At 70.0% G+C, this 25378-nt stretch carries 19 protein-coding genes; 6 read left to right on the forward strand and 13 right to left on the reverse strand.

The window, feature by feature from the left end; genetic code table 11:
• Positions 1-86 precede the first annotated feature (86 nt).
• Positions 87-1466 (forward strand): FAD-dependent oxidoreductase, encoded by a 1380-nt coding sequence (locus BDK92_RS05665; protein WP_121155245.1) that lies wholly within the window; start codon positions 87-89, stop codon positions 1464-1466.
• A gap of 52 nt (positions 1467-1518) precedes the next feature.
• Here BDK92_RS05665 and BDK92_RS05670 read toward each other — a convergent pair whose 3' ends face one another.
• Positions 1519-1824 (reverse strand): hypothetical protein, encoded by a 306-nt coding sequence (locus tag BDK92_RS05670; RefSeq protein ID WP_147456922.1) that lies wholly within the window; start codon positions 1822-1824, stop codon positions 1519-1521.
• A gap of 329 nt (positions 1825-2153) precedes the next feature.
• Here BDK92_RS05670 and BDK92_RS05675 point away from each other — a divergent pair, with 329 nt between their 5' ends.
• A complete protein-coding gene (locus BDK92_RS05675; RefSeq protein ID WP_121155249.1) occupies positions 2154-3308 on the forward strand; it encodes an epoxide hydrolase family protein in 1155 nt (384 codons plus the stop codon).
• A gap of 50 nt (positions 3309-3358) precedes the next feature.
• Here BDK92_RS05675 and BDK92_RS05680 read toward each other — a convergent pair whose 3' ends face one another.
• The 5 genes from BDK92_RS05680 to BDK92_RS05700 form a co-directional block, all read right to left on the reverse strand.
• Positions 3359-4069, reverse strand: coding sequence for a class I SAM-dependent methyltransferase (locus BDK92_RS05680; protein WP_121155251.1), 711 nt, complete (start codon positions 4067-4069; stop codon positions 3359-3361).
• Positions 4070-4131: 62 nt separating this feature from the next.
• Positions 4132-5295, reverse strand: a complete 1164-nt coding sequence (locus BDK92_RS05685; RefSeq protein WP_211349097.1) for a DegT/DnrJ/EryC1/StrS family aminotransferase — start codon at positions 5293-5295, stop codon at positions 4132-4134.
• Positions 5292-6632, reverse strand: a complete 1341-nt coding sequence (locus BDK92_RS05690) for a nucleotide disphospho-sugar-binding domain-containing protein (protein WP_121155253.1) — start codon at positions 6630-6632, stop codon at positions 5292-5294. Before BDK92_RS05690 ends, BDK92_RS05685 begins: the two co-directional genes overlap by 4 nt.
• A gap of 23 nt (positions 6633-6655) precedes the next feature.
• Positions 6656-7027, reverse strand: coding sequence for a hypothetical protein (locus BDK92_RS05695; protein ID WP_121155255.1), 372 nt, complete (start codon positions 7025-7027; stop codon positions 6656-6658).
• 27 nt (positions 7028-7054) lie between these two features.
• On the reverse strand, positions 7055-9124 hold the full coding sequence (locus tag BDK92_RS05700) for a peptidase S8 (RefSeq protein WP_170208509.1): 2070 nt from the start codon (positions 9122-9124) through the stop codon (positions 7055-7057).
• Positions 9125-9364: 240 nt separating this feature from the next.
• On the opposite strand from BDK92_RS05700, the gene BDK92_RS05705 reads away from it, so the two are divergent.
• Positions 9365-10600, forward strand: coding sequence for a class I SAM-dependent methyltransferase (locus BDK92_RS05705; protein ID WP_121155259.1), 1236 nt, complete (start codon positions 9365-9367; stop codon positions 10598-10600).
• Between the two features lie 72 nt (positions 10601-10672).
• Here the strand turns inward: BDK92_RS05705 and BDK92_RS05710 are convergent, their stop codons facing one another.
• The gene (locus tag BDK92_RS05710) at positions 10673-12307 is read right to left on the reverse strand and encodes an MFS transporter (RefSeq protein WP_121155261.1); all 1635 of its coding nucleotides are present in this window, start codon (positions 12305-12307) and stop codon (positions 10673-10675) included.
• Positions 12308-12333: 26 nt separating this feature from the next.
• A complete protein-coding gene (locus BDK92_RS05715) occupies positions 12334-12921 on the reverse strand; it encodes an NADPH-dependent FMN reductase (protein WP_121155263.1) in 588 nt (195 codons plus the stop codon).
• A gap of 190 nt (positions 12922-13111) precedes the next feature.
• Here BDK92_RS05715 and BDK92_RS05720 point away from each other — a divergent pair, with 190 nt between their 5' ends.
• From BDK92_RS05720 to BDK92_RS05730, 3 genes are all read left to right on the forward strand, one after another.
• A complete protein-coding gene (locus BDK92_RS05720) occupies positions 13112-16354 on the forward strand; it encodes an AfsR/SARP family transcriptional regulator (protein WP_211349098.1) in 3243 nt (1080 codons plus the stop codon).
• Between the two features lie 229 nt (positions 16355-16583).
• Positions 16584-17651, forward strand: coding sequence for a glucose-1-phosphate thymidylyltransferase (locus BDK92_RS05725; RefSeq protein WP_121155267.1), 1068 nt, complete (start codon positions 16584-16586; stop codon positions 17649-17651).
• A 262-nt stretch (positions 17652-17913) separates the two neighbouring features.
• The gene (locus tag BDK92_RS05730) at positions 17914-18339 is read left to right on the forward strand and encodes an SgcJ/EcaC family oxidoreductase (protein ID WP_121155269.1); all 426 of its coding nucleotides are present in this window, start codon (positions 17914-17916) and stop codon (positions 18337-18339) included.
• 1072 nt (positions 18340-19411) lie between these two features.
• On the opposite strand, the gene BDK92_RS05740 is transcribed toward BDK92_RS05730, so the two are convergent.
• From BDK92_RS05740 to BDK92_RS05760, 5 genes are all read right to left on the reverse strand, one after another.
• On the reverse strand, positions 19412-20212 hold the full coding sequence (locus tag BDK92_RS05740) for a TIGR03084 family metal-binding protein (RefSeq protein ID WP_121155271.1): 801 nt from the start codon (positions 20210-20212) through the stop codon (positions 19412-19414).
• 180 nt (positions 20213-20392) lie between these two features.
• A complete protein-coding gene (locus BDK92_RS05745) occupies positions 20393-22015 on the reverse strand; it encodes a DHA2 family efflux MFS transporter permease subunit (RefSeq protein ID WP_121155273.1) in 1623 nt (540 codons plus the stop codon).
• Positions 22012-23097, reverse strand: a complete 1086-nt coding sequence (locus BDK92_RS05750) for a carboxymuconolactone decarboxylase family protein (RefSeq protein ID WP_121155275.1) — start codon at positions 23095-23097, stop codon at positions 22012-22014. The genes BDK92_RS05745 and BDK92_RS05750 overlap by 4 nt, the downstream gene beginning before the upstream one ends.
• A gap of 86 nt (positions 23098-23183) precedes the next feature.
• Positions 23184-24821: a GMC family oxidoreductase N-terminal domain-containing protein gene (locus BDK92_RS05755; protein WP_121155277.1), complete on the reverse strand. Its 1638-nt coding sequence runs from the start codon at positions 24819-24821 to the stop codon at positions 23184-23186.
• Entirely contained in the window at positions 24818-25348 is a 531-nt protein-coding gene (locus BDK92_RS05760) for a DUF5987 family protein (protein ID WP_121155279.1), read from the reverse strand. The genes BDK92_RS05755 and BDK92_RS05760 overlap by 4 nt, the downstream gene beginning before the upstream one ends.
• Positions 25349-25378 lie beyond the last annotated feature (30 nt).

Raw genomic sequence — 25378 nt, forward strand, 5'->3', positions numbered from 1 at the left:
ACAGAATCCGCCTCGGGCGGTCAGGCGGCGGTGGCCACCCGCACCCGGCGTGCGGTCATCGCACGGGCACAGCCGAATTCGCGAGGATGACCATGGCCAACAACCGCGCTGTGGTGCTCGGCGGAAGCATGACCGGACTGCTCGCCGCCCGGATTCTCGCCGAAACCTACGACACCGTGCTGGTGATCGACCGGGACGAGGTGCTGGGGGTACGCGAGAGCCGCCGCGGAGCGCCGCACACCCGTCACGCACACGGGCTGCATGCCCGCGGTCACCTCACCTTCGAGTCGCTCTTTCCGGGCCTCACCGCCGAGTTGGTCAGCGCCGGGGTGCCGACCGGCGACCTGGGCGAGATGCGATGGTTCTTCAACGGACGCAAGCTCCAGCCCGCCCGTACCGGACTGATCTCCGTCACCGCGCCCCGGCCGCTGCTGGAGCACCACGTCCGGACCCGGGTGGCGGCGCTGCCGAACGTCCGCTTCCTGGAACGGCACGACATCCTGAACCTGGTCGCGACGCCCGACCGGGACCGCGTGGTCGGTGTCCGGGTACAGGCGAACACCGGGAACGCGGCCGAGGAAGTCCTGGACAGTGATCTGATCGTGGACGCGACCGGTCGCGGCTCACGCACTCCGGCCTGGCTGGAGGAGCTGGGCTACGACCGGCCGGCAGTGAACCGGGTCAAGGTCGGCATCGCGTACACGACCTGCCACTACCGGACCCGGCCGGAGTGGTTCGACGGGGTACAGTCGATCAACCCGGTGGCGTCACCCGCTCATCCCCGGGGCGCGTTCTTTGGGCAGGTCGGGCGCGACCTCTGCGTCCTGTCGCTCACCGGCATCCTCGGCGACTACCCGCCGACCGAGCCGGAGGCGTTCCTGGAGTTCGCCCGGACGCTGTCGGTGCCGGACGTGTACGAGGCGGTCAAGCACGCCGAACCGCTCGACGTACCCCAGTCGTTCCGGTTTCCGGCGAGCATACGGCGCCGCTACGAGCGGCTCAGAAGGTTCCCCGACGGCCTGCTGGTCATGGGTGACGCGGTGTGCAGTTTCAATCCCGTGTACGGCCAGGGGATGAGCGTCGCGGCGATCGAGGCCATGACGTTGCGTGACCACCTTCGTGCGGGGACACCGGATCCGCGGCGCTTCCTGGCGAGCATCGCCCGGATCATCGACGTACCGTGGGACATCTCGGCCGGGGGTGACCTCGATTTTCCCGAGGTGGAGGGTCCCCGAACCGTCAAGGTCCGGTTCGGCAACGCCTATATCGCGCGCGTGCAGTACGCCGCGACGAAGGACGCCACGGTCGCCGACCGGTACATGCGCGTGGCCGGTCTCATGGACCCGCCCTCGGCGCTGATGCGGCCAGGAACGGTGGCCAGGGTGCTTCGGCACGCTCCGCGCCGGCCCGCGCCGGCGCCGTCGTGGCTCGCCGACGAGCCGGCACCCGAGGCGGCCCAGACCTGAGTCCAGTCGTTTCCACCTGGGATGTGCCGGGGCGCCCCGGCACATCCCACCGTCAGCGACCGTCCGGCAGCCTGGTGAAACTCAGGTCCATCCAGTGGCACCAGTCCGAGCCGTCGTCCAGGCGTTCCCACCGGGCAGCCATCCTCTCGCCCCCTTCGCCGATGGTGAGCGTCGTGCGGATCGACTCGTTCGCGAAGGTCCACACGCCGTCCTCGTCGACCTTCGCCCGCATCGTCGTGAAGGCGCCGTCGGCGTCGAACGACCGCATGGCATAAGTGCCGTCGGCCGGGTCGTGGTCCCCGATCAGCTCGATCACCCGCACCCGGCTCTCGCCCAGCAGCACGTCGGCATGGTGCACCAGAAATCCCCCGCCAAGCCACTCGTAGACATCGGTCCCGGAAATCGTGACACCCGGGTCCGACGGGCCAGGAATGGTACGTCCACTCGTCTGCCATCTTCCGACCAACGGTTCCAGCGGTTTGAGTTCAGGGTTGTCCACCATGATTAAGCATCTTCCTCTTCGGAGCCGAATACCTCGCCAGACTACAGAATCATCGCCGCATTTTCCCGGCTACCGCACTTCCACGCACTAATGAGGACAGCAAGCAGGAAGTAGACGAAAGGCGGTAACGGAGCCCACGATCATCTCGTCATTCGATCCGAACCGCGAGCAGCGAGGGGCAAACCATGGAGCCGTTCCGCGTCGACATCCCCCAGGCCGACCTAGATGAGCTGCACAGCCGGCTGGCCGCCACCCGCTGGCCGGACGACATGCCCGGCGTCGGCTGGGACCGCGGCGTGCCGCTGGCCTATCTCCGGGAGCTGGTGGACCACTGGCGTACGAAGTACGACTGGCGGGCCGCGGAAGCGCGACTGAATCAGTACCCGCAATTCGTCACCGAGATCGACGGCGCCCGGGTGCACCTCCTCCACGTCCGGTCGCCGAAGCCGGACGCGCCGGCTCTGCTCCTCACCCACGGTTGGCCCGGTTCGATCGCGGAATTCCTCGACGTGATCGGCCCGCTGACCGATCCGGTCGCGCACGGTGGATCCGCGGAGGACGCGTTCCACCTGGTGATCCCGTCGCTTCCCGGGCACGGTTTCTCGGGGCCCGTCGGCGCGACCGGCTGGGACTACACCCGGATCGCTCGGGCCTGGGCGGAGCTGATGGAGCGGCTGGGCTACGACACCTACCTGGCCCAGGGCGGCGACCATGGTGCGTACATCTCCCTCGAACTCGGTCGGCTGTTCCCACAGCGGGTCCTCGGCGTCCACCTCAACATGCTGCTCACCGTCCCCAGCGGGGACCCCCGGGAAATGGAGCGGCTGAGCGAGGACGACCTGGCCCGGCTCGGCAAGCTGGCGCTGTTCGACGCCGAACTGTCGGGCTACATGAAGGTGCAGTCGACCCGTCCCCAGACGATCGGTTACGCCCTCACCGACTCGCCGGTCGGCCAGTTGGCCTGGATCGTGGAGAAGTTCCGGGAGTGGACCGACTCGGCGGACATCCCGGAGGACGCCGTCGACCGGGACCTGATGCTCACCAACGTGATGATCTATTGGCTCACCGCCACCGCGGCCTCCTCCGCGCACCTCTTCTACGAGGCCCGGAGTTACATGCGAGCCGTCTTCACGCCCGGCACGGTGCCCGATCCGATCGCGGTCCCGATCGGTGTGGCGGTGTTCCAGCCGGACTTCGCACCGATTCGGGCCTTCGCCGAGCGCGACTATCCGACCATCAGCCACTGGACCGAGTTCGAGCGGGGCGGTCACTTCGCCACCATGGAGCAGCCATCGCTGATCGTGGAGGACGTCCGGGCCTTCGCCCGAACCCTGCGGTGAGCCCATCGAGCGGACAGGTGATCGCGTCCCGGCCCGGGGCCGGGACGCGATCACCCTGCCTGGGCCACGAACAGGCCGCGGCCGGACTGGACATCGGGCAGGTAGTCGGCAGCGCAGCCGGCACGGCGGAAGGCATCCAGATACTGATCACGCGACCACAGCCCGAAGTCCTGGACCTCCGAGAAGTGCTGGATGCCGTCCCGTTGCGCCACGACATAGTGGCTTTCGATGCGCGCCGCGCACTCAAGCCGCTCGGTGCGCGACACCCGGGAGATCGTGCGGCTCTGTCCCCTGATGATGTCGGCCGCGATGTGGCCGTCGAGGAAGTTCTCCGGGAAGTACCACGGTTCGACGATCAACACGCCGCCCGGACGCAGGTGCCCCACCATCCGGGCGACGGCAGCACCCATCGCCTCGGCCGAGGGCAGGTACGCCACGGCGGTGGACAGTGAGATCACCGCGTCGAAGCGCCGTCCGAGATCAAATCGGCACATGTCCGCCACGTGCACGCCGACTCCTGGAAGCTTCGCCCGTGCGACCGACACCATCGCGGCCGACAGGTCGACCCCCTCGACGTGGCCGATCAGCCCACGTAGCCACCGGAGATGTTCACCCGTACCACAACCGACGTCGAGCAGGGAGTCGGCATGCGGGCGGCGTGCTCGGACCAGCCCCGCGACCAGCTTCGCCTCGGCCGCGAAATCCTGCCCACGTGCGCCGTACACCAGGTCGTACACGTCGGCGAGTTCGGTACCGAACACGGCTTTCCTCCGGTTGACGGCTCGGGGGCGGACCGGCCGGTTCACACCGGCCACGGATGGTCTCAGGTCCTCGGCAGTGCGCCGAGCCGGCCCTCGACTGCCCTGCGTACCTCCTTGGCCACCCTGTGCACCTCGGCGTCCGACAGGCGTTGGTGGAGTGGAAGCAGCAGCGTTGTCCGGGTCGCCTCGTCGGTGCCGGGCAGTTCCCCGACCCCTCGGAAGATCGGGACGTGGTGCAACGGGGCGTACCGGAAGGTGGTGTAGATGCCTCTGCCCAGCAGGTTCTCCGCCACCTGGTCGCGCACCTCCGCCGGCATCTGCACCCAGTAGAAGTAGTACGAGGTGGCGTGCCCGGTGGGGATCGGCGGGGGAAGCCGGATGCCCTCGACGTCCCGCAGAAGCCCGTCGTAGGTCTCCGCGATCTCGCGGCGGCGACGGACGAACTCGGGCAGACGGCGTAGCTGGACGCTGCCGATCGCAGCGGTCATGTCGTTCCCGATCAGACGTCTGCCGGTCTCCTCGACGTGCAGGTCCCACCAACGGCTGGCGACCCTGGCCGCGGTGGTAAAGGAACTGCGGTCCTCCAGCCCGTGGTAGGCCAGCCGGTTCGCCCGCCGGGCCACCGAGGGGTCACGGACGAACAGCATCCCCCCGTCACCGGTGGTGATGATCTTCCGGGAGTCGAAGCTCCACACGGCCATGTCGCCGAACGAGCCACAGCGCTGGCCGTCGACGGCGGAAGCCGGCGCGCACGCCGCGTCCTCGATCAGCGGCAGGCCGCGCTGGCGACACAACGCGGCGATCTCGGCGATCTCCCCTGGATACCCCCCGTAGTGCAGCACCATCACCGCCTTGGTACGGGGACTCAGCACCCGCTCGACGTCGGCCACGCCCGGATTCAACGTGTGCGGGTCGACGTCGCAGAACACCGGCCTGGCCCCGGCCGCCAGCACCGAGTTCGCATTGGCGACGAAGCCCTGCGACGGGAGCACCACCTCGTCCCCCGGGCCCAGCCCGAGCAGCTCGACGGCCAGGAACAGACCCGAGGTCGCCGAGTTGATGAAGATCATGTTCTCGGCCGGCACCCCGATGTGGGCCGCGAACTGCGCCTGGAAGTCCTCCGCCCGTGACCCGTAGCCGACCCACCCGCTCGCGAAGACCTCGGCGATGGCCGCCAGCTCCTCCTCGCCGAGCGAGGGCTGAAAGACATTGATCACGTCGCTCACCGGCCGTGGTGGCGTGCGGTCAGGGCCTCGAGGATCGCGACCACCGCACTCGGGCTCGGAGCCGCCAGATAGTCGGCGTGCAGGCTGGCCGCACCGTCCCGGAACGTCTGCTCCGTCAGCACCCGGGTGATCTGCTCCCGGATCGCCTCGGTCGACGGCCGCCCGATGTCGAGCACCAGCCCCGCCTGCCGGCCGGTCACGTGCCGTACGGTCACGGGAGAGGCGGCATGCTTCGTCGCACCCATGCCGTCGCCCTCGGCGACAGCGTTCACCCCCGCCTCCGGCGAGTCGGTGACCAACTGGGGGATGCCCGCCGTCGCCGCCGCAGCGAAGCTGGCGAACCCGCCGTGGTGGATCAGCGCCTGACAGGTCGGCACCAGCTGGTTGAGCGGCAGGTAGTCGACCGTACGCACGTTGTCGGGAACGGTGGTGACGTCGGCCAGTTGCTTCTGGTTCAACGTCGCCACCACCTCGATGTCCAGATCGGACACGGCGGACAGCAGCGCGGGGATGTGACCCCACCCGCCCTCGAGGTACTTCCGCCAGGACAGGCCGAGCGAAATGCCGATCCGGGGGCGGTCCGGCACCGGATAGAGCCAGTCCGGCATGGGAGTCTGCCCGGAGTACGGGATCCAGCGCACCGACTCGACCGGGGTGTCGACCGGCAGCCGCATCGCCTCCGGCAACGGCGTGACCGTCCACTGCCCGCGCAGCAGTTCCCGGTCGACCTCGACGCCGTACCGTTCGGCGACCGGGGCGATCGTCTCCAGCATCGGATTGTGGCATCCGTTCGCGTCGAGCTGATCGCCACGCTTCTCCATCAGGTCGATGGAGTAGACCCAGTAGTCGGGTGCGGTGATGAAGCGGGCCTGGGCCGCGCCGCACGCCCGCGCGGCCACGGCGGCGCCGGGGAAGCACGGGTCCCACAACACCAGGTCGGGTCGCCAGGACCGGGCGAACGCGACCAGCGCGTCCATGACCATCTGCGGTTCGGACGGCGAGGCGCCGTACGGGTGGAAGTCCCACACCGCCGGGAGCATGAACTGGCTGAAGGAGTCCCACGCCTCCTGCTCGTCAGCGGTGATGCCCAGCGCCTTGGTGGCTTTCGCGACCTTCTCCCGCTCGGAAACGTATGCCCGACCGGGCCCCATGGGGACCGGCATTTTCTCCCGGTCCCCCAGCGGTACGGCGGTCAGGCCGACGGCGGCCGTGGCCTCCGCGATGTCCGGGTGAGCCGGTACGCAGACCTCGTGTCCGGCAGCTTGCAGCGCCCAGGCGAGCGGGACGATCGGGTACAGGTGGGAAGGGTTCGGCCAGATCGGCAACATGACTCTCATCGTGATCTCCTAGCTGTGGTCGGTCAGCACGTGATGAGGACCTGAGGCGTGCTCTTGTTGAAGGCCATGTTCGGGTCGAACTGGATCGCGCTGTAGGTGCCGGTTCCGGTGCTGCGGCACGGCCAGTCGAGCCGACCCGAGGCACCGGGCATCAGCACGATCTCCGTGCTGGAGTGCCATGCCGAACCGTCGGCCTCGTGGCGGACCAGCCACAACGTGGTCGGTGCGGCGCAACCGTTGCTCGCCGTCGTGAAGATCCGGAAGCCGCCCGGGTCCCGCGAGGGCGTGGTCGGAGTGGTGATGCAGGCGGTGTCCTCCGCGAGCCGCGCCGGCTCGGCCAGGCCGCCGCCGAGCAGCGCACCGACGGTCAGCAACACCGCGGCGATTCCGTTCATGGGTCGGGCTCCTCTCGGCCGGTCCGTTCAGCCGTTGAAGTGAAGGGCGTCGTCGATGGTCTGGTCCACGGTGTTGCCCCGGGTGTCCGTGAACTGGGCGCGCAGGGAGAGGCTCCGCGCCCCGGCGGGCCGGGCGATCACGGCGACATATCCGCGGGCTCCGCCAGGTACGACGAGAGCCTGGTGCCAGCTCGCGCCCCCGTCGCCGGAGAAGGTGACCACGAGCCGCTTCGGCCGGCCGACGACAGCCTGCGGTTGCGACTCCACCGAGATCGGGACGGTGATGATGGGCGCGTCGCCGGCCTGGTTGACGGTGTCGACGCGGGGGAAGTAGCGCACCACCCAGAGCGGCAGCGGTACCGGATCGGTGCTGCCGGCCTCGGCCGAGAAGGTCCACGTCGCGTCGACGCGGGTCGACATCCGGAACATCGAGTGGCGCTCCGAGACGTTGCGGACGCGGAAGGTCGCCGGACCCGGGGGCACGGTCGCGTTGAGTTGGCCGCCGGCCGACTCGCCGATCAGGCGTCCGTTGCGGAACAAACTGATCGAGGCGCGGTCGGAGCGGGAACCGGCCCGGTGATTGTCCTGGTCGGTGTAGAGCGGCACACCGAACCACATCCTGTCGCCCTGTACGGCGGCATGGTCCGGACGGAACAGGTACGGGCCGAAGACCGCCGCGTTCCACCGCTCCGTGTACCGCTTCCCCGCGACGAAGGAGCGGTAGTCCGATCCCATCGCCGTCGCGTAGACGGGCACGCCGCCCTGGACGATCTGCTCGCCGAACGACCCCGACCACTGGGTGTCGCGCGTGTCCAGCAGGTGCGTCACCTGGGCGGGCAGGTCGTACGGCAGCAGGGTGCCGGACACCGCGGCGTAGCCCGGGGCGAGCCCGTACCAGCCCTTGGTGCCCTGGCGTCCGGTCACCTGCGTGTGATGTCGCCCGGTCGACGCGGCGAGCTCCCGGTCGGCCACCGTCCGGTGGAATCCGGTGAAGAACCGGCCGGGCTGCGTGTCCAGCAGGTTGTAGGTGTACGGGGTGTTGCGGAAGTCGCCGTCCGGCCCGGGAACGCCCCAGGTCGAGGATATCCCCGACGTCATCTCCTCAGCCGTCACCGCAGGCCCGAGCTGCGCGGTGAACAACGTGCCGAAGGTCCCCGCCAGGAGCGAGAGGGAGTGGACCTGGCCGTCGCCGTACCGGCGGTCGAACCCGACGTCGACCAGCGCAGGTCTGGCGTCGCCGCGTTCCACCCGCGTGGTCACCGGTTGGGTCACGCGCGCGTCCACCGTAACGGTGAGGTCCCGGTCGAGCGTGAGCGTCGGCTGCACCAGACGGTGCCAGTTGGACTCGGCGTCGACTATGTCGCCGACCAACGTGTACCGGCCCTGGGGCAGACTGGCCGTGGAGACGCCGGCCTCGTTGGTCAGATACTCCCGGACCGTCGTGTCCAGGCCGAGCACCAGGGACTCGGCGTTCGTGGTGGCACGGCCGTCGCGCCCGAGGTAACGGACCGTCAGCGTGTGCGTGGTGGCGGCGCCGGCCGACGCGGTGGTGGGGGTGGGGGTGGGGGTGGCGACCCCGTCCAGCGACAGAGTCGGCCCGTCGTCGGCCTCCAGGGCGCCCGCGAGCTTCTTCCAGTTGGCCCCCGCGGTGGCCTTCAGTACCGGCGGCACGGCACCGCCGGACAGCCGTACGGGCAGGTCCGCGCGGTGCGCGTCGTCGTATCCGGCCACGATCAGGGTGGTGACGTCGAACAGTCGCCGGTCCAGCCGTCCCGCCACGATCAGTCCGCGGGCGTCCTCCGGTACGACGACCAGGCGCCCGTCGACCCGCTCCGTGGTGAAGCGGAGCCCCTCCCGGCCCAACCCTCTGTCGATCGCCGCGCGACCGCCGTCCGCGAACACGGTCACCCGGTCACCGGTGATCAGCGTGACCTGATGCTCGCCGGCCGGGTCGGGTGCCGTCGGCCGCTCGGCCGCGCCGACCCTCACGGCCGCGTGGGCGGCCGGTGGAGACGCGCCGAGCAGCAGCCCGAGCAGCACGGCGGTGACCCCGAGGAATGGGGTGGGACGGCGGATCGCACGGACACCTGGGCGCATCGTCATGACCTCCGGAGGCTCACTGGCATTGGCTGGCGATCACACGGGGACAAGGGAGATTGTCGTCGCCGGTCGGTCACCACTCATCTTCCAGATTGCGCTTCCTGGACGTTGATTTGCACCGCTGGTCCGCTCGCCGTGGACGGCACATTGAAAGGTGCCCTCTCACAGAACCGCCATGCACGCTGAACCCATGCTGGATGGGAAACGGTCTGACCGATACCTCGAATGGTGGCTGACATGAAGGCGAATTCATCGAAGGAAACGTGCAGGATCTGCGGCGGAATCGTCCGCCAGTGGTTCGATTTCGGTCCGCAGCCCATTTCCAATGCCTTTCTCAGGCACACGGAGGTGGCGGACGAGATCCGGTACGACCTCGTGGTCGGCATCTGCGGTGACTGCACCATGGTCCAACAGCAGAACGAGTGCCCCCGGGACCGGATGTTCCGGCCGGACTACCCGTACCGCGCGTCCGGATCCGTCATGATGCGAAAGCACTTCGAGCAGGTGGCCGAGACCTTCCTGATGACCGAACTGGCCGGTCCGGACCCGTTCATCGTCGAGATCGGCAGCAACGACGGGGTCATGCTGAGGACCATCAGGACCGCCGGCGTACGTCACCTCGGGGTGGATCCCTCGGTCGACGCGGTCGAGGTCGCCGCCGCCGAGGGCGTACGGGTACGGGTCGACTTCTTCGAGGAGTCCTCGGCCACGTCGATCCGCGCCGCCGAGGGTCCGGCCGACGTCATCTATTCGGCCAACACGATCAGCCACATCGCGTACATCGACTCGATTCTGCGCGGGGTGGCGACCCTGCTCGCCCCGTCGGGTGTGTTCGTGTTCGAAGATCGTTATCTCGGTGACATCGTCGAGCACTCCTGCTTCGACCAGCTCTACGACGAGCACTTCTACCTGTTCGCGGTCCGTTCCGTGCAGGCGATGGTCGCCCGGTTCGGACTTGAACTGGTCGATGTCGAGCACCTCGCGGTGCACGGCGGCTCGATCCGGTACACGGTCACCCTGGCCGGTGCGCGCACCCCGTCCACGGCAGTGCGCGACATGCTGGAGCAGGAGCGCAAGCAGGGGCTGGCCGAGATGGAGACGTACGAACGGTTCGCGGAACGCATCACCGCCATCCGACACGACCTCCGTACGCTGTTGGAGCGGCTTCGGTCCGAGGGTCGGCGCGTGGTCGGATACGGCGCCACCTCCAAGAGCGCCACGGTGACGAGCTACTGCGGGATCGGCCCCAACCTCGTCCCGTTCGTGTGCGACTCGACGCCGGAGAAGCAGGGGCGATTGTCGCCCGGTTCCCGCATTCCGGTCCGGCCGCAGGAGGCGTTCAGCGACCCGTATCCCGACTACGCCCTGCTGTTCGCCTGGAACCACGCGGAAGAGATCATGGCCAAGGAGCGCGAGTTCAGCGAGCAGGGCGGGCGATGGATCCTGTACGTGCCCACCGTCCATGTCGTTTGAACCACTCGGCCCACTCCGGCCCGCCGGCGCGGGGGCGGCGACGTCCGCCGTCACCGCGCCGGTCGCGCTCGGCTACCGCCTGACCTCCCCGACCGCCTCCGGCAGACCGGTCCCGCCCTGCGGCGGCACGGGCGCACCGGGTCGGGCGGTCTCCTCCGGCGACTGCTCCTCGGTGGCTCCGACACCCGGCGTCGCCGTCCGCAGAAGCACGAGGGCTATGACGGCGAACAGCACCATGGCGATCGCCGACACCGTCGCGACCACGTGCAGCCCGCCGGTGAAGGCGTTCCGGGCGACGTCCAGCAGCACGGTGCCGAGTTGGCCGGGCAGTTCGCCGGCCGTCGCGGACGCGGCGGGCAGGCTGTCCTGGGCCGCGGTAGCGGCGTCGGACGGAATCTCGGCCGGGATCTCGGCCATTCGTCCCTGGTAGACGGCGGCGCCCAAGCTACCGAGGGCGGCGACGCCGAACGCGATCCCGAACTCCCCGTTGGTCTCCGACAACGCCGAGGCGGCGCCGGCCTTCTCCGGCGGGGCGGACCCCACCACCAGTTGGGTGCTCAGCACGCCCATCGGGCTCGTGCCAGCGAAGGCGATGGCATACCCGATCACGACGAGGGCGATGCTGCCCGTGCTGTTGACCTGGGTCAGCATGACGAGTCCCACGGCGGTGACGAGGAGTCCGCCGGCGATGGCGTAGGACGGCTTGAACCTGGCCGCCAGGGCCGGGGCCGCCATGTTGCCCGCGATGGCCAGGATGAAGGACGGCACCAGCCACAGACCCGCGACCAGTGGCGACAGCCCGGCCACCTGCTGGAGGTACATCGCCACCAGCAGGGTGATGCCGCCCATGGTCGCCGAGCAGAGCAGCGCCACCCCGAGCGCGGCCCGCAACGTGCGGTTGCCGAACAGACGCAGGTCGAGCAGCGGGTGCGCCAGGCGACGCTGGCGGAGTACGAACACCGTGCCGCAGGCGAGGCCGACCAGCAGGGACAGGACCTGCGGCACGCCCAGGCCGTCGGCGGCGAACTTCTTCACCGCGTAGATGATCGGCAGCAGGGCGGCGAGGGACAGCACCGCGCTCAGCAGGTCCAGCCGGCCGGCCTCGGGCGCCTTGTACTCCGGAAGCAGGATCGGCCCCAGCACCAGCAGCAGCGCCATGACCGGGAGCCCGATCAGGAACACCGAGCCCCACCAGAAGGACTCCAGCATGGCCCCACCGACGACCGGGCCGATCGCCATGCCGCCCATGAAGCAGCTCATCCAGACACCGATCGCCAGCCCCTGCTGGGTCGGATCCTTGAACATGTTGCTGATCAGCGCCAGGAGCGAGGGCATCAGGGTCGCACCCGAGATGCCGAGCACGGCCCGCGCCAGGATCAGCGTCGTCGGGCTGTCCGCGTACGCGGCCAGCACCGAGGCGGCGCCGAACAGCGCGGCGCCGATCAGCAGGAGTTTCCGGCGTCCGATGCGGTCCCCCAGCGTCCCCCAGGTGAGCAGGAAGCCGGCGATCATGAACCCGTAGATGTCGACGATCCAGAGCTGTTCGGTGCTGTTCGCGCCCAGTTCCTCACTCAGGTGGGGCAACGCCAGGTTCAGCACACTGATGTCCAAGGACAACAGCAGTGTCGGCAGCGCGAGTACCGCCAAACCGATCCATTCCCGACGGCCTGCTTTCGGGACTTCCCCGACGGAGACGTTGGCGTTCATGGAATCCCTTCTTGTTTCGAATCACTTCAGACGACGTACGGGTGCGCACGGCGGGCCGCCCGTAACCCCCGGGCCCACCAGGTGAGCTGGTCGAGCATGGCGTTCAGGGCGGTGTGGCAGTCGGCGGACGGCTTCGGCCACGTGCCGTCCGCGTCGAAGTCGTTCCAGTACTCGGGGAGGCTGACCGAGTCCCGGATCGTGATGGCGTGCAGTTCGGTGAACACCTCGCGGAGCTGACTCGTCGCGTGCAGCCCGCCGGACGGTCCCCCGTACGAGACCACCGCGACCGGCTTGGCCCGCCATTCCTCCGCGTACCAGTCGACGGCGGTCTTCAGCGGCGCGGGAAAGCTCCTGTTGTACTCGGGGGTCACGATGACGAACGCGTCCGCGGCGGCGAGCCGTGGCGCCAGCGCCAGCACCGGCGCCGGGACCGGTTCCTCCTGGTCGGTCAGAACGTCGGGCAACCGTACCTTGGCCAGGTCGATCAGATCGATGTCTAACGTGGTGCGACGGCACGCCCGGCTGACGAACCACGCCGCCACCGAGGGACCGAACCGGCCGTTGCGGGTGCTGCCGACGATGACCGCCACGCGCAGAAGATCGTCGTCGCTCATCAGGAGCCCGCCGTCACGATCAATGCACCTCCGTCGGATGGCGTTTGGCGTTTGGCGTCCAGTCTGGAGATGCGCGCTGTCGGCCGACCATCGGTGGACTGTCGGTCGTCAGTGGGCGCCGGTCGCACCATGATTCACACCGTCGCGGTACGGTTACTCCGTGCATTTCCGGGTGTTAGGTCCGCTTGAGGTGCGGACCAGAAGCGGTGAGCCGGTCCAGATCCCCGAGTTGAAAGTGCGGGCGCTGCTGGCCGACCTCCTGGTGCACGAGGGGCAACCGGTAGCGGCGGAGCGCCTGGTCGCCGACCTCTGGGGCGAACACCCGCCACACAATCCCGTCGGCGCTCTGCAACTCAAGGTCTCCCGGCTGCGGCGGGTCCTGGACGACGCCGAGCCCGGCGCCCGGGCCCTGCTGGTCTCTCGACCGCCGGGATACCTGCTCCAGTTCACCCCCGACGCCACGGACGCCGGTGAGTTCGCCGCCCTGACCCGCCGGGCCCGGACCGCGCGGGACCCGCGTACCCGGGCCGGGTGGCTGGCGGACGCGCTCCGCCTCTGGCGCGGGCCGGCCCTGGTCGACTTCGCCGACTGGCCGTTCGCCCAGCGGGTGGCCGCCCGGCTGGAGGAGGAACGGCTGGTCGCCCTGGAACAGCAGGCCGACGCGCAGCTGGAGCTGGACGACTGCGGCCCGGTGATCGCCGAACTCGGCGACCTGGTGACCCGCCATCCGTACCGGGAGGGGCTCCGGGGTCTGCACATGCGCGCGCTCTACCGGTCCGGCCGGCAGAGCGAGGCGCTCGCCAGTTATCGGGAGATCCAGGCCCGGTTGGCCGAGGAACTGGGCGTCGACCCGGGGCCGGAGCTGGTCCGGCTGCACCAGTCCATGCTGCGACAGGACCCCGCACTGTCCGTCTCCCGGGCGGTGGCGACGGTGTCGCCCAGCCGGCCTCTCACCAACCTGTCCTCGCCGATCAGCGAACTGGTCGGCCGCGAGGAGGCGGCGGCCGAGGTGGTGGCACTGCTGCGGGCCGGCAGACTGGTGACCCTCACCGGGCCGGGTGGAGTGGGCAAGACCCGCCTGGCGATCCACACCGCCGGTGAGCAGCTTGCGGCCTACCCGGACGGCGTGTGGATGGTCGAGCTCGCGCCACTCGGTCGCGCCGGCACGACGGACGGGATCACCTCCGTCACGACCGCCATCATGACGGTCCTGGGGATCCGGGAGACAGCCCCGGGGGCCGAGCCACTGGCGCCGGTGGCGCAACTGCGGGAGGCACTCGACAGCAAGCGGATGCTGCTGGTGTTGGACAACTGCGAGCATCTGGTGGACGCCGTCGCCGAGGTGGCGCAGATGCTGCTGCGTGCCACACCCGGTTTGTGCATTCTCACCACCAGTCGGGAGTCGCTCGGGGTGGCCGGTGAGAAGCTCTGGTCGGTTCCGCCGCTCGACCTGCCCCCGCCGGCCTCGGACGCCGAGCCCGAGGTGCTGATGCGCTCCGGGGCCGTCCGGCTGTTCGTGTCCAGGGCCGCCGCGGCGGCTCCCGGCTTCCGGCTCGACCGGGACAACGGACCGGCCGTCGCCGTGCTGTGCCGCCGGCTCGACGGCATCCCGCTCGCCCTGGAACTGGCGGCCACCAAGGTACGGGCGCTCGGCGTACACGCGATCGTCGCCCGGCTCGACGACCGCTTCCGGCTGCTGGCGGCCGGGCACCGTGGGGCGCCGCCGCGCCAGCAGACGCTGCGCGGAATGATCGACTGGAGCTGGGAGCTGCTGTCCGATCCGGAACGCTCGGTGCTGCGCCGGCTGGCCGTGCACGTCGGCGGGTGCACCCTCGACGCCGCCGAGCTGGTGTGCGCCGACGAGGACGTGGCCGCCGAGGACGTCCTCGACCTGCTGGCCCGACTGGTCGACCGCTGTCTCGTATTCACCACCGACGGTACCGACGGTCCCCGCTACCACCTTATGGAGTCGATCGCAGACTACTGTCTCGTCCGGCTGCGCAACGAGGACGACGTCGAGCGGATCCGGCGGCGGTGTCGCCGCTACTACCTCGGCCTGGCCGAACGAGCGGAGGGAGAGCTGCACGGTAACGCCCAACAGCTCTGGCTGGAACGCCTCGACGAGGAGACCGCCAACCTGCGGGCCGCGCACGACGACGCGGTCCGGGACGGCCAGACCGACGACGTGCTGCGCCTGGCCAACGCGCTGACCTGGTACTGGTTCCTTCGCGGCAGACTCCGCGAGGGCATGCGCCACCTGACGGCCGCACTGGAGATGCCGGGGCCGACACTCACCCCCGCCCGGGCCCGGGCCACGGCCTGGCGGGCCGGGCTCGCGGTGGTGGCCGGGGAACAGCCCGACGCCATCGAGGCCGGCGTCAAGGCGCTGGAGGAGTACGAGGGTCTGGGCGATCCTGTCGGCCACGCGCGGGCGCAATGGTTCCTCGGCTTCGTCCAGTCCGACTTCGGCGACCTGTCCGCGAGCACCGAGCTGGTGCACCGTGCCCTGGACGGCTTTCGTCGATGCGGCGATCGCTGGGGCGAGGCAGCCGCGCTGAGCACCCTGGCCAAGCACGGCATGGTCCGTGGCGATCTGGCCGCGCTGGAACGACACGGGGAGCAGAGCGCGCTCATCTTCGGCGAACTCGGCGACCGTTGGGGCCAGCTACAGGCCACCGACTCGCTGGCGACGCTCGCCGAGGTACGGGGCCAGCATGACCAGGCCGCGCGGATGCACCGGGACGGGTTGCGTACCGCGGAACGACTGGGCCTGTGGCCGGAGGCGTCCAGCCGGCTGTCGTGGCTCGGCCGGATCGCGATGTTGCGGTGCGACTTCGACGAGGCCAGGGACCTGCATCAGCGGGCCCGACAGTTGGCCGTCGAACAGAGTTACAAGCCGGGAGAGATCTTCGCCGAGATGGGCCTGGGTATCCTGGCCCGCCGGGAGGGTCGGCTCGACGCCGCCGAGAAGCACCTTCGCGACGTCCTGGAGTGGCTACCCCGGGAGAACTACGAACTGGGTGACACGCTGCCGCTCGCGTTGATCCTGCCGGAACTCGGCTTCGTCGCCGAGCAGCGCGGAGACGCCGCGACCGCGCAGATCCTGCATCTCGAAGGGCTCGCCATCGCGACGCAGATGGCGAGCGATCCGCGCGGCGTGGTGCTCGCCCTGGAGGGTCTGGCCGGAGCGCAGGTGCTCGCCGGGCACCACCACCTCGCCGCCCGGCTGCTCGGCGCGGCGGCGGCGACCCGACAGGCGGCGGGCGCTCCCCTGCCACCCGCCGAGCAGGCCGATGTGGATCGGATCATGGGCAAGGCGACGGCGGAAATCGGCACGGTGGAATTCGGTGTCGATTTCGAGCGTGGCCGCCTGATGAGCACGGGGGCCTGTGTCGAGCTGGTGCGGGAAGCGTCGCCCGGTCGACCGGAATAGCGCGGTGGCCGGTGCGACCGGGCACGACTCCCCCGTCGTACGAGGGCCGCACGCTGAGAGAAGCGGTCGAAGCGTGAATGGGTACCATTGGATTTGCGATCGGATGACATAACCGCAATCCCCGATCCACCTATTCTCGCCACATTCCTCTCTACAGCGACGTGCAGCTCCCCCTGGACTGATCGTCCGACAATCGGCCTGGTCCGCTCGATGGAAGCGAGAGAAGAAAATGAAGGCGCTAGTGCTCTCCGGTGGGTCCGGTACCCGTCTGCGACCATTGAGCTATTCGCTCCCGAAACAGTTGTTGCCGATCGCCAACCGGCCGATTCTCGAATATGCCCTCGACGCTATCCAGCGCCTCGGCGTCACGGAGATCGGAATCGTGATCGGAACCCCGGACTCCGAGATCCCCGCGTCGATCGGTGACGGATCCCGCTGGGACACGCCGATCACGTACATCCACCAGGACCGACCGGGCGGCCTGGCGCACGCCGTACGGACCGCCCAACCGTTCCTCGGTTCCGACGATTTCGTCATGTACCTCGGTGACAACGTGATGCCGAGCGGACTCGAGCAGATCGCCACGGAGTTCGGCCGATGGCGGCCGTCCGCGCAACTCGCCGCGCACAAGGTTCCCGACCCCGGCAACTTCGGCGTCGTCGAGCTGGACGAGAAGCGCCGGGTCGTCCGGCTGGTGGAGAAGCCCTCGGATCCCCGCAGTGACCTGGCTCTGATCGGCGTCTACTTCTTCACGCCGGCCATCCACGAGGCGATCGCGTCGATCAGGCCGAGCGCCCGAGGCGAGCTGGAGATCACCGACGCCGTTCAGTGGTTGCTCGAACAGGGCCGGACGGTGCGGGTGGTCGAGTACGACGGGTACTGGAAGGACGCCGGCCAGCCCGACGACCTGCTGGAGTGCAACCGACGCCTGCTCAGCGACCTGTCGTCGGACATCGCCGGCACGGTGGACGCCGCAAGCCGGATCGGCCCGCAGGTGGTGATCGAGGCCGGCGCGCGGATCGAACGATCCCGCGTCGAAGGGCCGGCGATCATCGGCACGGGCACCGTCATCGAGGACAGCCACATCGGGCCTTACACCGCGATCGGGCGCGACTGTGTGCTGCGCCGCAGTCGGGTGGCCGACTCCATCCTGCTGGACCGCGTCTCCGTCGTGCAGGTCTCCGCGCTGTACGGCTCCCTGATCGGACGGCGGGCCAGCATCGTCGGCGGTACCGGCGCGGAGGCGGGTCACCGGTTGCTCGTCGGCGACGACGCGGCGATCGAGGTGGCGGCGTGAGGAACCCGGCGTGAGGAACCCGGTTACTCGCCCACGGGTCGCTTCCGACCAGCGACCACGACCGCCTGCCGTCCGCCGGGTCGAGCACGCTCCGGCCCCCAGCCCCGCCAGAGCTGGTCCGCTGGCCGGCCGTGGGTCGCGAGCCTCCGGCCGGGCCGACGCCCGGACATGGGCGGAGCAGAGCAGTCTCAGAGATGCGCCGCGGTCGGGGCGGAACGAACATGTAGATAGGCCGATCAATATACGAAGGAAGTGACCGAGGATGACCGCGAGTACCTCCGCGCCGACCGCCGCTGGTCCGTCGGCGGCCGACCAGGCGGCGATCGCCGCCGTACCGGCCCGCATGATCGCCGCCTGGGCGGCTCACGACGCCGACGCCTTCGCCGACCTGTTCGTCGAGGACGGGACGATGATATTGCCCGGTGTGTACAAGAAGGGCCGTGCGCAGATCCGCGAGTTCATGGCCGCCGGGTATGCCGGCCGCTACCAGGGGACCCAGGTCACCGGGCAACCCATCGAGATCAGGCCGCTCGCTCCGGGCGCCGTCGCCCTGCTGACCCAAGGCGGCGTACTCGAACCGGGCGAAACCGAGCTCTCCTCCCAGGCCGCCATCCGGGCCTCGTGGATATTGGTGAACCAGGACGGCCAGTGGCGGCTCGCGGTCTACCAGAACTGCCCGCGTGACTGACGGAGCGACCAGCTCCGCCGACGCCGGTTGTGCGTGGGTGCGGCGGCCGGGCGGCACGCCGCGGCCGTGGAATCGCCGCCCGGCAAGGAAACAGCGTGCCCACCGAAGGCCTTCGACACGGTGACGGCCGAACACAGCGGCGGGCAGCGACACATCCCCGGTCGTCGGCGACCCGCGCGTGACGCGCTCCGGGGTCGTGGACCTCGATGGCCCGGGGCGAGATCCGGCCGGCGAGGCGTAGTCCTGCTGGCCCACTCATCGTGGGCGACGCCGCCGGGCGGCAGCAGCGAGGAAGTCTCGTCGCCGGGCTCGGGTTCGGACCCGGCCCGGTTCGGGTGCGGGGCGAGCACTTCGAGGCCGTGCAGGTGCGCCTGTCACCGGCGGTCGCGCGCGGTCTTGGGCATCTCTCCGGCCGACCTGGACGGCGCCGTAGTGGCGCTCGACGACCTGTGGGGCCGCGAGGCGTCACAGGATCCGCGAGCAGCTGGGCGATGTCTCCTCGTGCGGGATCGCTTCGCCTTGACGGACGCGTTACTTGCCCGTCGACGTGAGACGGGGTCGTCCGTGGACCCCGAGGTGGCATGGGCCTGGGACCAGATCGTCGCCAGCCGCGGCTTGGTCCGGGTCGACAGACTGGCAGCCAAGGTTGGATGGAGCCGTAAGCGCCTGTGGACCCGGTTCCGGTCGCAGATCGGTTTGCCGCCCAAGGCGCGCCGCGAAGCTGGTCCGCTTCGACCATGCCGCCCACCGCCTGGCCGCAGGTGAAGGCGCAGCCCGAGTCGCGGCGGAGGGCGGCTATGCCGACCAGTCCCACCTGCATCGGGACGTCGTGGCGTTCACCGGGCTGACTCCGGTCTGGCCGGCGAGCCATTTCTGGCGGTCGATGACATCGCATGGCCAGCCGCGGAGCACCCGTCAGAGGGTGTGTGAGCTTGCCGTCGGACGGGTGTCCGTTGGCCTGCGAATGGGCCAGGCATTCACCTCCGAAGAAGGATGGCTCCGTCTTCGCCCGCCGCGTTATAACCGGCACTGAGCTGTGAGAACACTCGGTTCACCGAGCGCGGCTGGAGTACTAGCGCGGGGCGGCGGCGAACTGACCGGGCGAGCGGCCGGGGCCGGCCGGGCCCCGGTACGCCTGCGCGATGTCGAGCCATTGGTCGGCCTGCGGGCCGACGGCGGCCAGCGCGAGGTCGGCGCGATGGCGTCGGCGCGTCACCAGCAGGCAGAAGTCGACGGCCGGTCCGGTGATGGACTGCTCGCCGTCGGACGGGCCGAACTCCCACACCATGCCCGAGGGTGCGGTCAGCACGAAGCGGAACGAGACGTCGGGGGTCTGCATGCCACGTGCCTGGTAACCGAAATCCCAGGTACGTACGGCGAAGGCGACCAGGTGACCGATCCGGTCGGTGTACTGGCGGCGCACGCCCAGTGCGTCGGCGATGTCCTGACCGTGACCGAACAGCTCCATCATGCCGGCGGCGGCCAGCACCGGAGCCGGCAACGGCCGCACCAGCCAGGGAACCAACTGGCCGTCGGGCACGGCGGCCAGCGACTTGTCCGCCGCCGCCCGTTCGTCGCGGAAACGAGCGAGCAGCACCTCCGGCGGCTCCGCCAGGTAGGGCGCCATCGCGGCGTCGACGTTGGCGTCGAAGTCGGCACTGAGTCGCGCGGTCATCGCGGTGAAGGCGTCCGGGCTGCCAGCCGCCGTCGCCGCCAGCCGGAACGTCGCGGTCAGGTGGGCGATCTGATGGGCGATGGTCCACCCCTCGGCCGGCGTCGGCGTCGTCCAGCGCTCGGGCTCGATGCCGGCCACCAGGCTGTCGATCGCATCGCCTTCGGCGGTGAGATCGGCCAGTACGTCGTTGGTTGTCACTCGGTCGTCCCTTCTCGAAAGCCGCGCACGGCGCGGCTAGGTCCGGCAACGTTCCAGTCATCTATTGAAATATCGAGATCTAGTATGGTTCCGCGGATCTGCGGTGTCTTCTCCGACCGTGCCGTCCTCGGCAGCGACACCATTCGGGCGGGAGCCGCCAGAACGCGTGCCGTCGACCGGTCAGCTCACCGACGTGCCGGCGCCGGTCCGGTCGCGTCGGCGGTGCCGAGTGCCGCGCGTCATCAGGATCGTCAGCGCACTGCCCACCGCCAGCAGGACCGCGGCGAGGCCCAACGCCGAGCGGGCGGCCCGCAGGAACGCGTCCGCGAAGATCTCCGCCGCCAGCCAGCGGAACTGCTCCGCCGCCTCGGCCGACAACCCCTCCGGTGGGGCGACGCCAGCATGCTGGCCACTGCCCAACTGCAAGCCGTTGGCCGCCGAACGCTCGAACTCGGTCTCGAACGGGCGCCGGGCCTCGGGCGGCAACTCGGACGCACGCTCCGACACCCCCGTCCGGATCGCGTCGACCAGGCGATTCTGCAGCAGCGCTCCGATCACCGCCGCGCCCAGCGCGGCCCCGACTTGGCGTGCGGTGTTCAGCACGCCGGACGCCGCCGCGGCGCGCCCCGGCTCGATACCGCGCATCGCCTCGGTGGTCGTCGGGGCGATGGCCACACCCATACCGAGGCCGACCGCGACCAGCACCCAGGCGTACGACCAACCAGTCCACTCCCGGGTGGGGAGCAGCGCGACCCCGGCGACGCCGAGGGCGTACACGGCCAGGCCGGCCATCAGCAGCACCCGACCGCCGACCCGATCGGTGAGTCGCCCGGCGACCGGGGCGACGGCGCTGAGGGTCAGCGTCCAGGGCAGCGCGGCCAGCCCGGAAGCCAGCGGGCTCATGCCGAGGGTCACCTGGGTCTCAATGACGAACACCAGCAGGAACCCGTAGAGCGCGAACGACGTGATCAACGTGATGGCGGTGGCGATCGTGAAGTTCCGGTCGCGGAATAGGGTCAGCGGCACCAACGGCTCCGCCTGCCGCCGCTCCCACCAGACAAAGGCCGCCAACAGCAACAGCGCGGCCGACAGGACCACCGGAATGGTGACCGGGCCGGCGACCGTACCCCACCGGTGGCGCTCACCCTCGATCAGGCCGTACACCAGGGCGAACAGGCCGGTGGTCGCGAGCAGCACACCGACGGCGTCGAAGCTGCGGGGCGACGGGGTGCGCAGGTCCGGCACCAACCGCCGCGCGGCCACGATTCCACCCACCGCGAGCGGGACGTTCACGAAGAAGATCCACTGCCAGCCGAGCTCGGTGACGACCAGGCCGCCCAGGGTCGGGCCGCTGACCGCCGCGACGCCCGCGACCGCGGTGAAGATGCCGAACGCGGCACCCCGACGCTGCGGAGCGAAGATCATCGAAATCAGCACGAGCGCCTGTGGCAGCAGGGCCGCGGCGCCGACACCCTGGAGCACCCTGGCTGCGATCAGCTGCCCAGGGCTGTACGCCATGCCGCAGAGCACAGATGCGATCGCGAACAGTCCCAGCCCGCCGACGAAGACCCGGCGCGGACCGAGCAGGTCCCCCAGCCGACTGAAGACGATCAACAGCGACGCGAGCGCCAACAGGTAGCCGTTGAGCACCCAGAGAACCTCGTCGATACCGGTGTCCAAGGACGCCATCAGGGCGGGTGCCGCGGTGTTGACGATGCTCGTGTCCAGCAGTATGAGGAAGTTGCCCAGGCACAGCACCGCCAGCGCGGCCCACGGATTGACCGCGCCGGACGGACGGGTCATGCCAGGTCTCCGGTCCCGGCGTGCCGTCCCGTTCGACCGTCGCGTACGCCGAGCCGGGCACCGATCCGGCGCGCGGCCAACAGACTCGCCCAGGAGGTCAGTTGGATCAACGTGTCGTCACCGGGCTGACGCAGCCGCACCTGCGCCAGCAACTGCGGGGTGACCCGGTACGAGGCGAACATGGTCAGCATGACCAGGCGGCCGGCGGGCCGGTCAGCCTCGGCCAACGGCGCCACCGCCCCCTCCAGCCAATCCCGCGCGTCCAGGCCCGGCCGGTTGCCCGCCGGATCGTCCTGCCTGGCCACCGCCAACGCCCGTACAGCCTCGGGGACCGCCCGCTCGCCAGCTGCCTCGACTGCGTGGACCGCGGCGGCGAAGGCGGTCGCGACACCGTCATGGCCGGCGGCCCAGAACAGGTCCGCGGGCAGTGGCGCCGTGGGCAGCAGGCCGCTCGACCGCCCCGGCCGAACGGGCCTGCGGGCCAGTGAACCCAGCACCCGCGCCGCGACGCGCCCGGCGGCCCGACGGGCGACGCCACGCACCACCGGCGGGATCGGCGACGGAGGCAGGAAGATGTTGACCATCCGGTTGAGATAGTGGAACGTCACGGCGACCCCGATCAGCTCGGGCGCGTGCGTCGCCGGGAACGGCGCCGACAGGGGGCTGTTCGTCGCGCTGGCCCGGGCCCAGGCACCGAGCGCGTCGAACCGTGGGTCGGGCGCCGCGTCCTGGTCCGCGACGGCCTGGGCGCCGGTCAGACCGGTCAGGGTTGCGCTGTGGACGTCGACGCAGTAGGGACAACTGTTCCCCGCCGAGACCGCGACGGCGACCGCCTCCCGGCTGCCGCGGGTGGTCACGCCCGACGCCAACAGGCTCTCCCGGAGCATCGACCATACCGCCGCCAGGCACTGCGGCGCGGGCGAGTGCAGGCTGATGGGCGGTGCCAACATGCCGAAATCCCGCTCGACCTGGTCGTACACCTCGGCGACCAGGCCCTGCGCCGAGCCCGGCGGGACCGGCGTGACGTGCTGGATGTCGCGCAGCGTGCCGCCGCGCGTTGCCCAGGCGAGAAGTGAACCCATGGACGTTCCCTTCGTGAGACGGCGAACGACGGACCGGCCGCGGGAACCGGCCACCGACCGGTCCCCGCGGCCCGCGATGGGCCGGCTCAGGTACGGCCGAGCACCCTCGCCTGGCTGGACTCGACGCCTTCGGGCAGGTCGCCCAGGTAGCTGACGGACACTCCCCGGTCCCGCGCCGCCTGGACGATGCCCGGCATGGCCCGCTCGGCCAACGCCGCGATGGTCAGCGCCGGATTCACGGTCAACGCCCCGGGCACGGCCGAGCCGTCGGTGACGAAGATGCCGGGATGGTCACGCAGCTCGTGCCGGTCGTCGAGGGCCGAGGTCGCCGGATCGTCGCCGATCCGGCAAGACGACAACGGATGGACCGTGTACGCCCCGACCACGTCGTTGGTCCACGGCGTGACCTGGGCCAGGCCGTCGCGCTCCAGGATGTCCTTGACGTCGGCGTCGGACAGCTCCCAGCCCCGGCGGGTGTTCGGGGTCGGATGGTACTGCAGGCTGCTGTGACCGAGCATCTGTTGTGAGAACCGGGTGGCACTGCCGGTGGCCGGCGGCGGCCCGAACACGCCCTCGTTGTCGTCCTCGGACATGGTGAAGATGGTCAGCCAGGACTTCCACCTGCGCAGCAACTCCTTCTTCTCCGGCCCGAACCAGGTGGGACCGCCCGCGTCCGGTGCCTGGGCGAGGATGGTTCCCAGGCCGGGCGGGAAGTAGAGCTGTTCCAGGGAGAAGCGCTCGTACTCGGGCAGGCTGCCGTCCAGCTTGTCCCAACTCGCCACGGTGGGACCGCGCCCGATCTGGTGTGCCTCGTAGGCCACCCCGTCCTCGCGGCTGAGCCCGAGCAGGTCGCGCACCTTGCCCTCGTCGAACACGGCGGTGTTGAGCCGCTCGCCGTTGCCGGAGAAGTACCGCCCGACAGCCGGCGGCATCGCACCCAGGGTGGGCTCCGAGCGTTGCAGGATCACCGGCGTCGCCCCGGTGCCGGCGGCCAGCACCACGATCTTGGCGTCGATGGCGCCGCTGCCGTGCAGAACCCGGTAGTCCACCTCGTCGACGATCCGGTAGTGCACGCGGTAGCTGCCGTCGTCGTTGCGCGACAGATGCTGCACCTCGTGCAGGGGCCGGATCTCCGCGCCGTGCTCCACCGCACCGGGAAGGTAGTTCAGCAGCAGCGATCTCTTCGCGTCGAACTTGCAGCCGGCCGCCATCCAGTTGCAGTTCGTGCACCGCGCCACGTCGACAGCCGTGGGTGCCGGATTGGCGGTCCGTCCGGCGTGCCGGCAGGCCGCGGCCCACAGTCCACCGCCGTACGGGACCTGATCCCAGCTCTGCTTGGTCACCGGCAGGGCCTCGACCGCCCGGTCGTACCACGGGTCGAGCGTCTCCCGGCTGATCGACGCCGGCCACATCCGCCGACCGATGCTGCCCTGCCGCTCGAACACGAAACCCGGCGCCCGGGGCATGGTGGCGAAGTACACCACGCTGCCACCGCCGACACAGTTGCCGCTGAGCACGCTCATCCCGTCGCCGATGGTGAAGTCGAAGATCCGGGTGTACGACGACCCCAGCTTGAAGTCCTGGTCGAACTCGTCCGCCGACAGCCACGGACCACGTTCGAGGACCACCACGCGGGCTCCGCCGACGGCGAGATGGTAGGCGGCGATCGCACCGCCGAAGCCGCTGCCGATCACCACGACATCGGTGCCTTCGGTAACGCTCATGCCGGGCTCCCCGTCGGTGTGGTGTTCGGATGCAGGTCGGCCAGCACACGGCCGTAGGAGTAGCGCGGGAACTGCCAGGTGCCCTCGGCGTCGGGGGGTGCGTAGCCCATCGTCAGCAGTCCCGGGTGGCCGTCGGCGATCGCCGCCGCGGTGCTCAGGTGGGCCGCGCTGTCGAAGGCCATGTTCGAAAAGAGGGCCACGCCGACCCACAGTGCCTTCTCCGGGTGGTCCACGGCGGTCAGTCGCGCCACCAGGGCGGTACGGTCGGCGAACGACAGCGCCACAAAGGGCGGGACCTCGTCGTCGAGCTGCACCGCGTGCTCAGTGGCGTACTGCACGGCGTGACCGTTGAGCAGGTGCGCCAGGCCGGTGAGCGACTCGGCCAGCCCGCCGGCGGGGTGTTCCAGCAGTTCGACGGCGCCCGAGGTGACGGCCCCGCCACCGGTCGAGACGCCGGCTATCGCCCGGTCGTCGGACGAGCGTTTCTCCCCGGGAATGATGGTGTCCGCGAACGCCTCGAGGGTCATCGTCCTCGAAACGTCGACTTCTGGGTTGTC

Source organism: Micromonospora pisi (assembly GCF_003633685.1).
Taxonomy (GTDB): domain Bacteria; phylum Actinomycetota; class Actinomycetes; order Mycobacteriales; family Micromonosporaceae; genus Micromonospora_G; species Micromonospora_G pisi.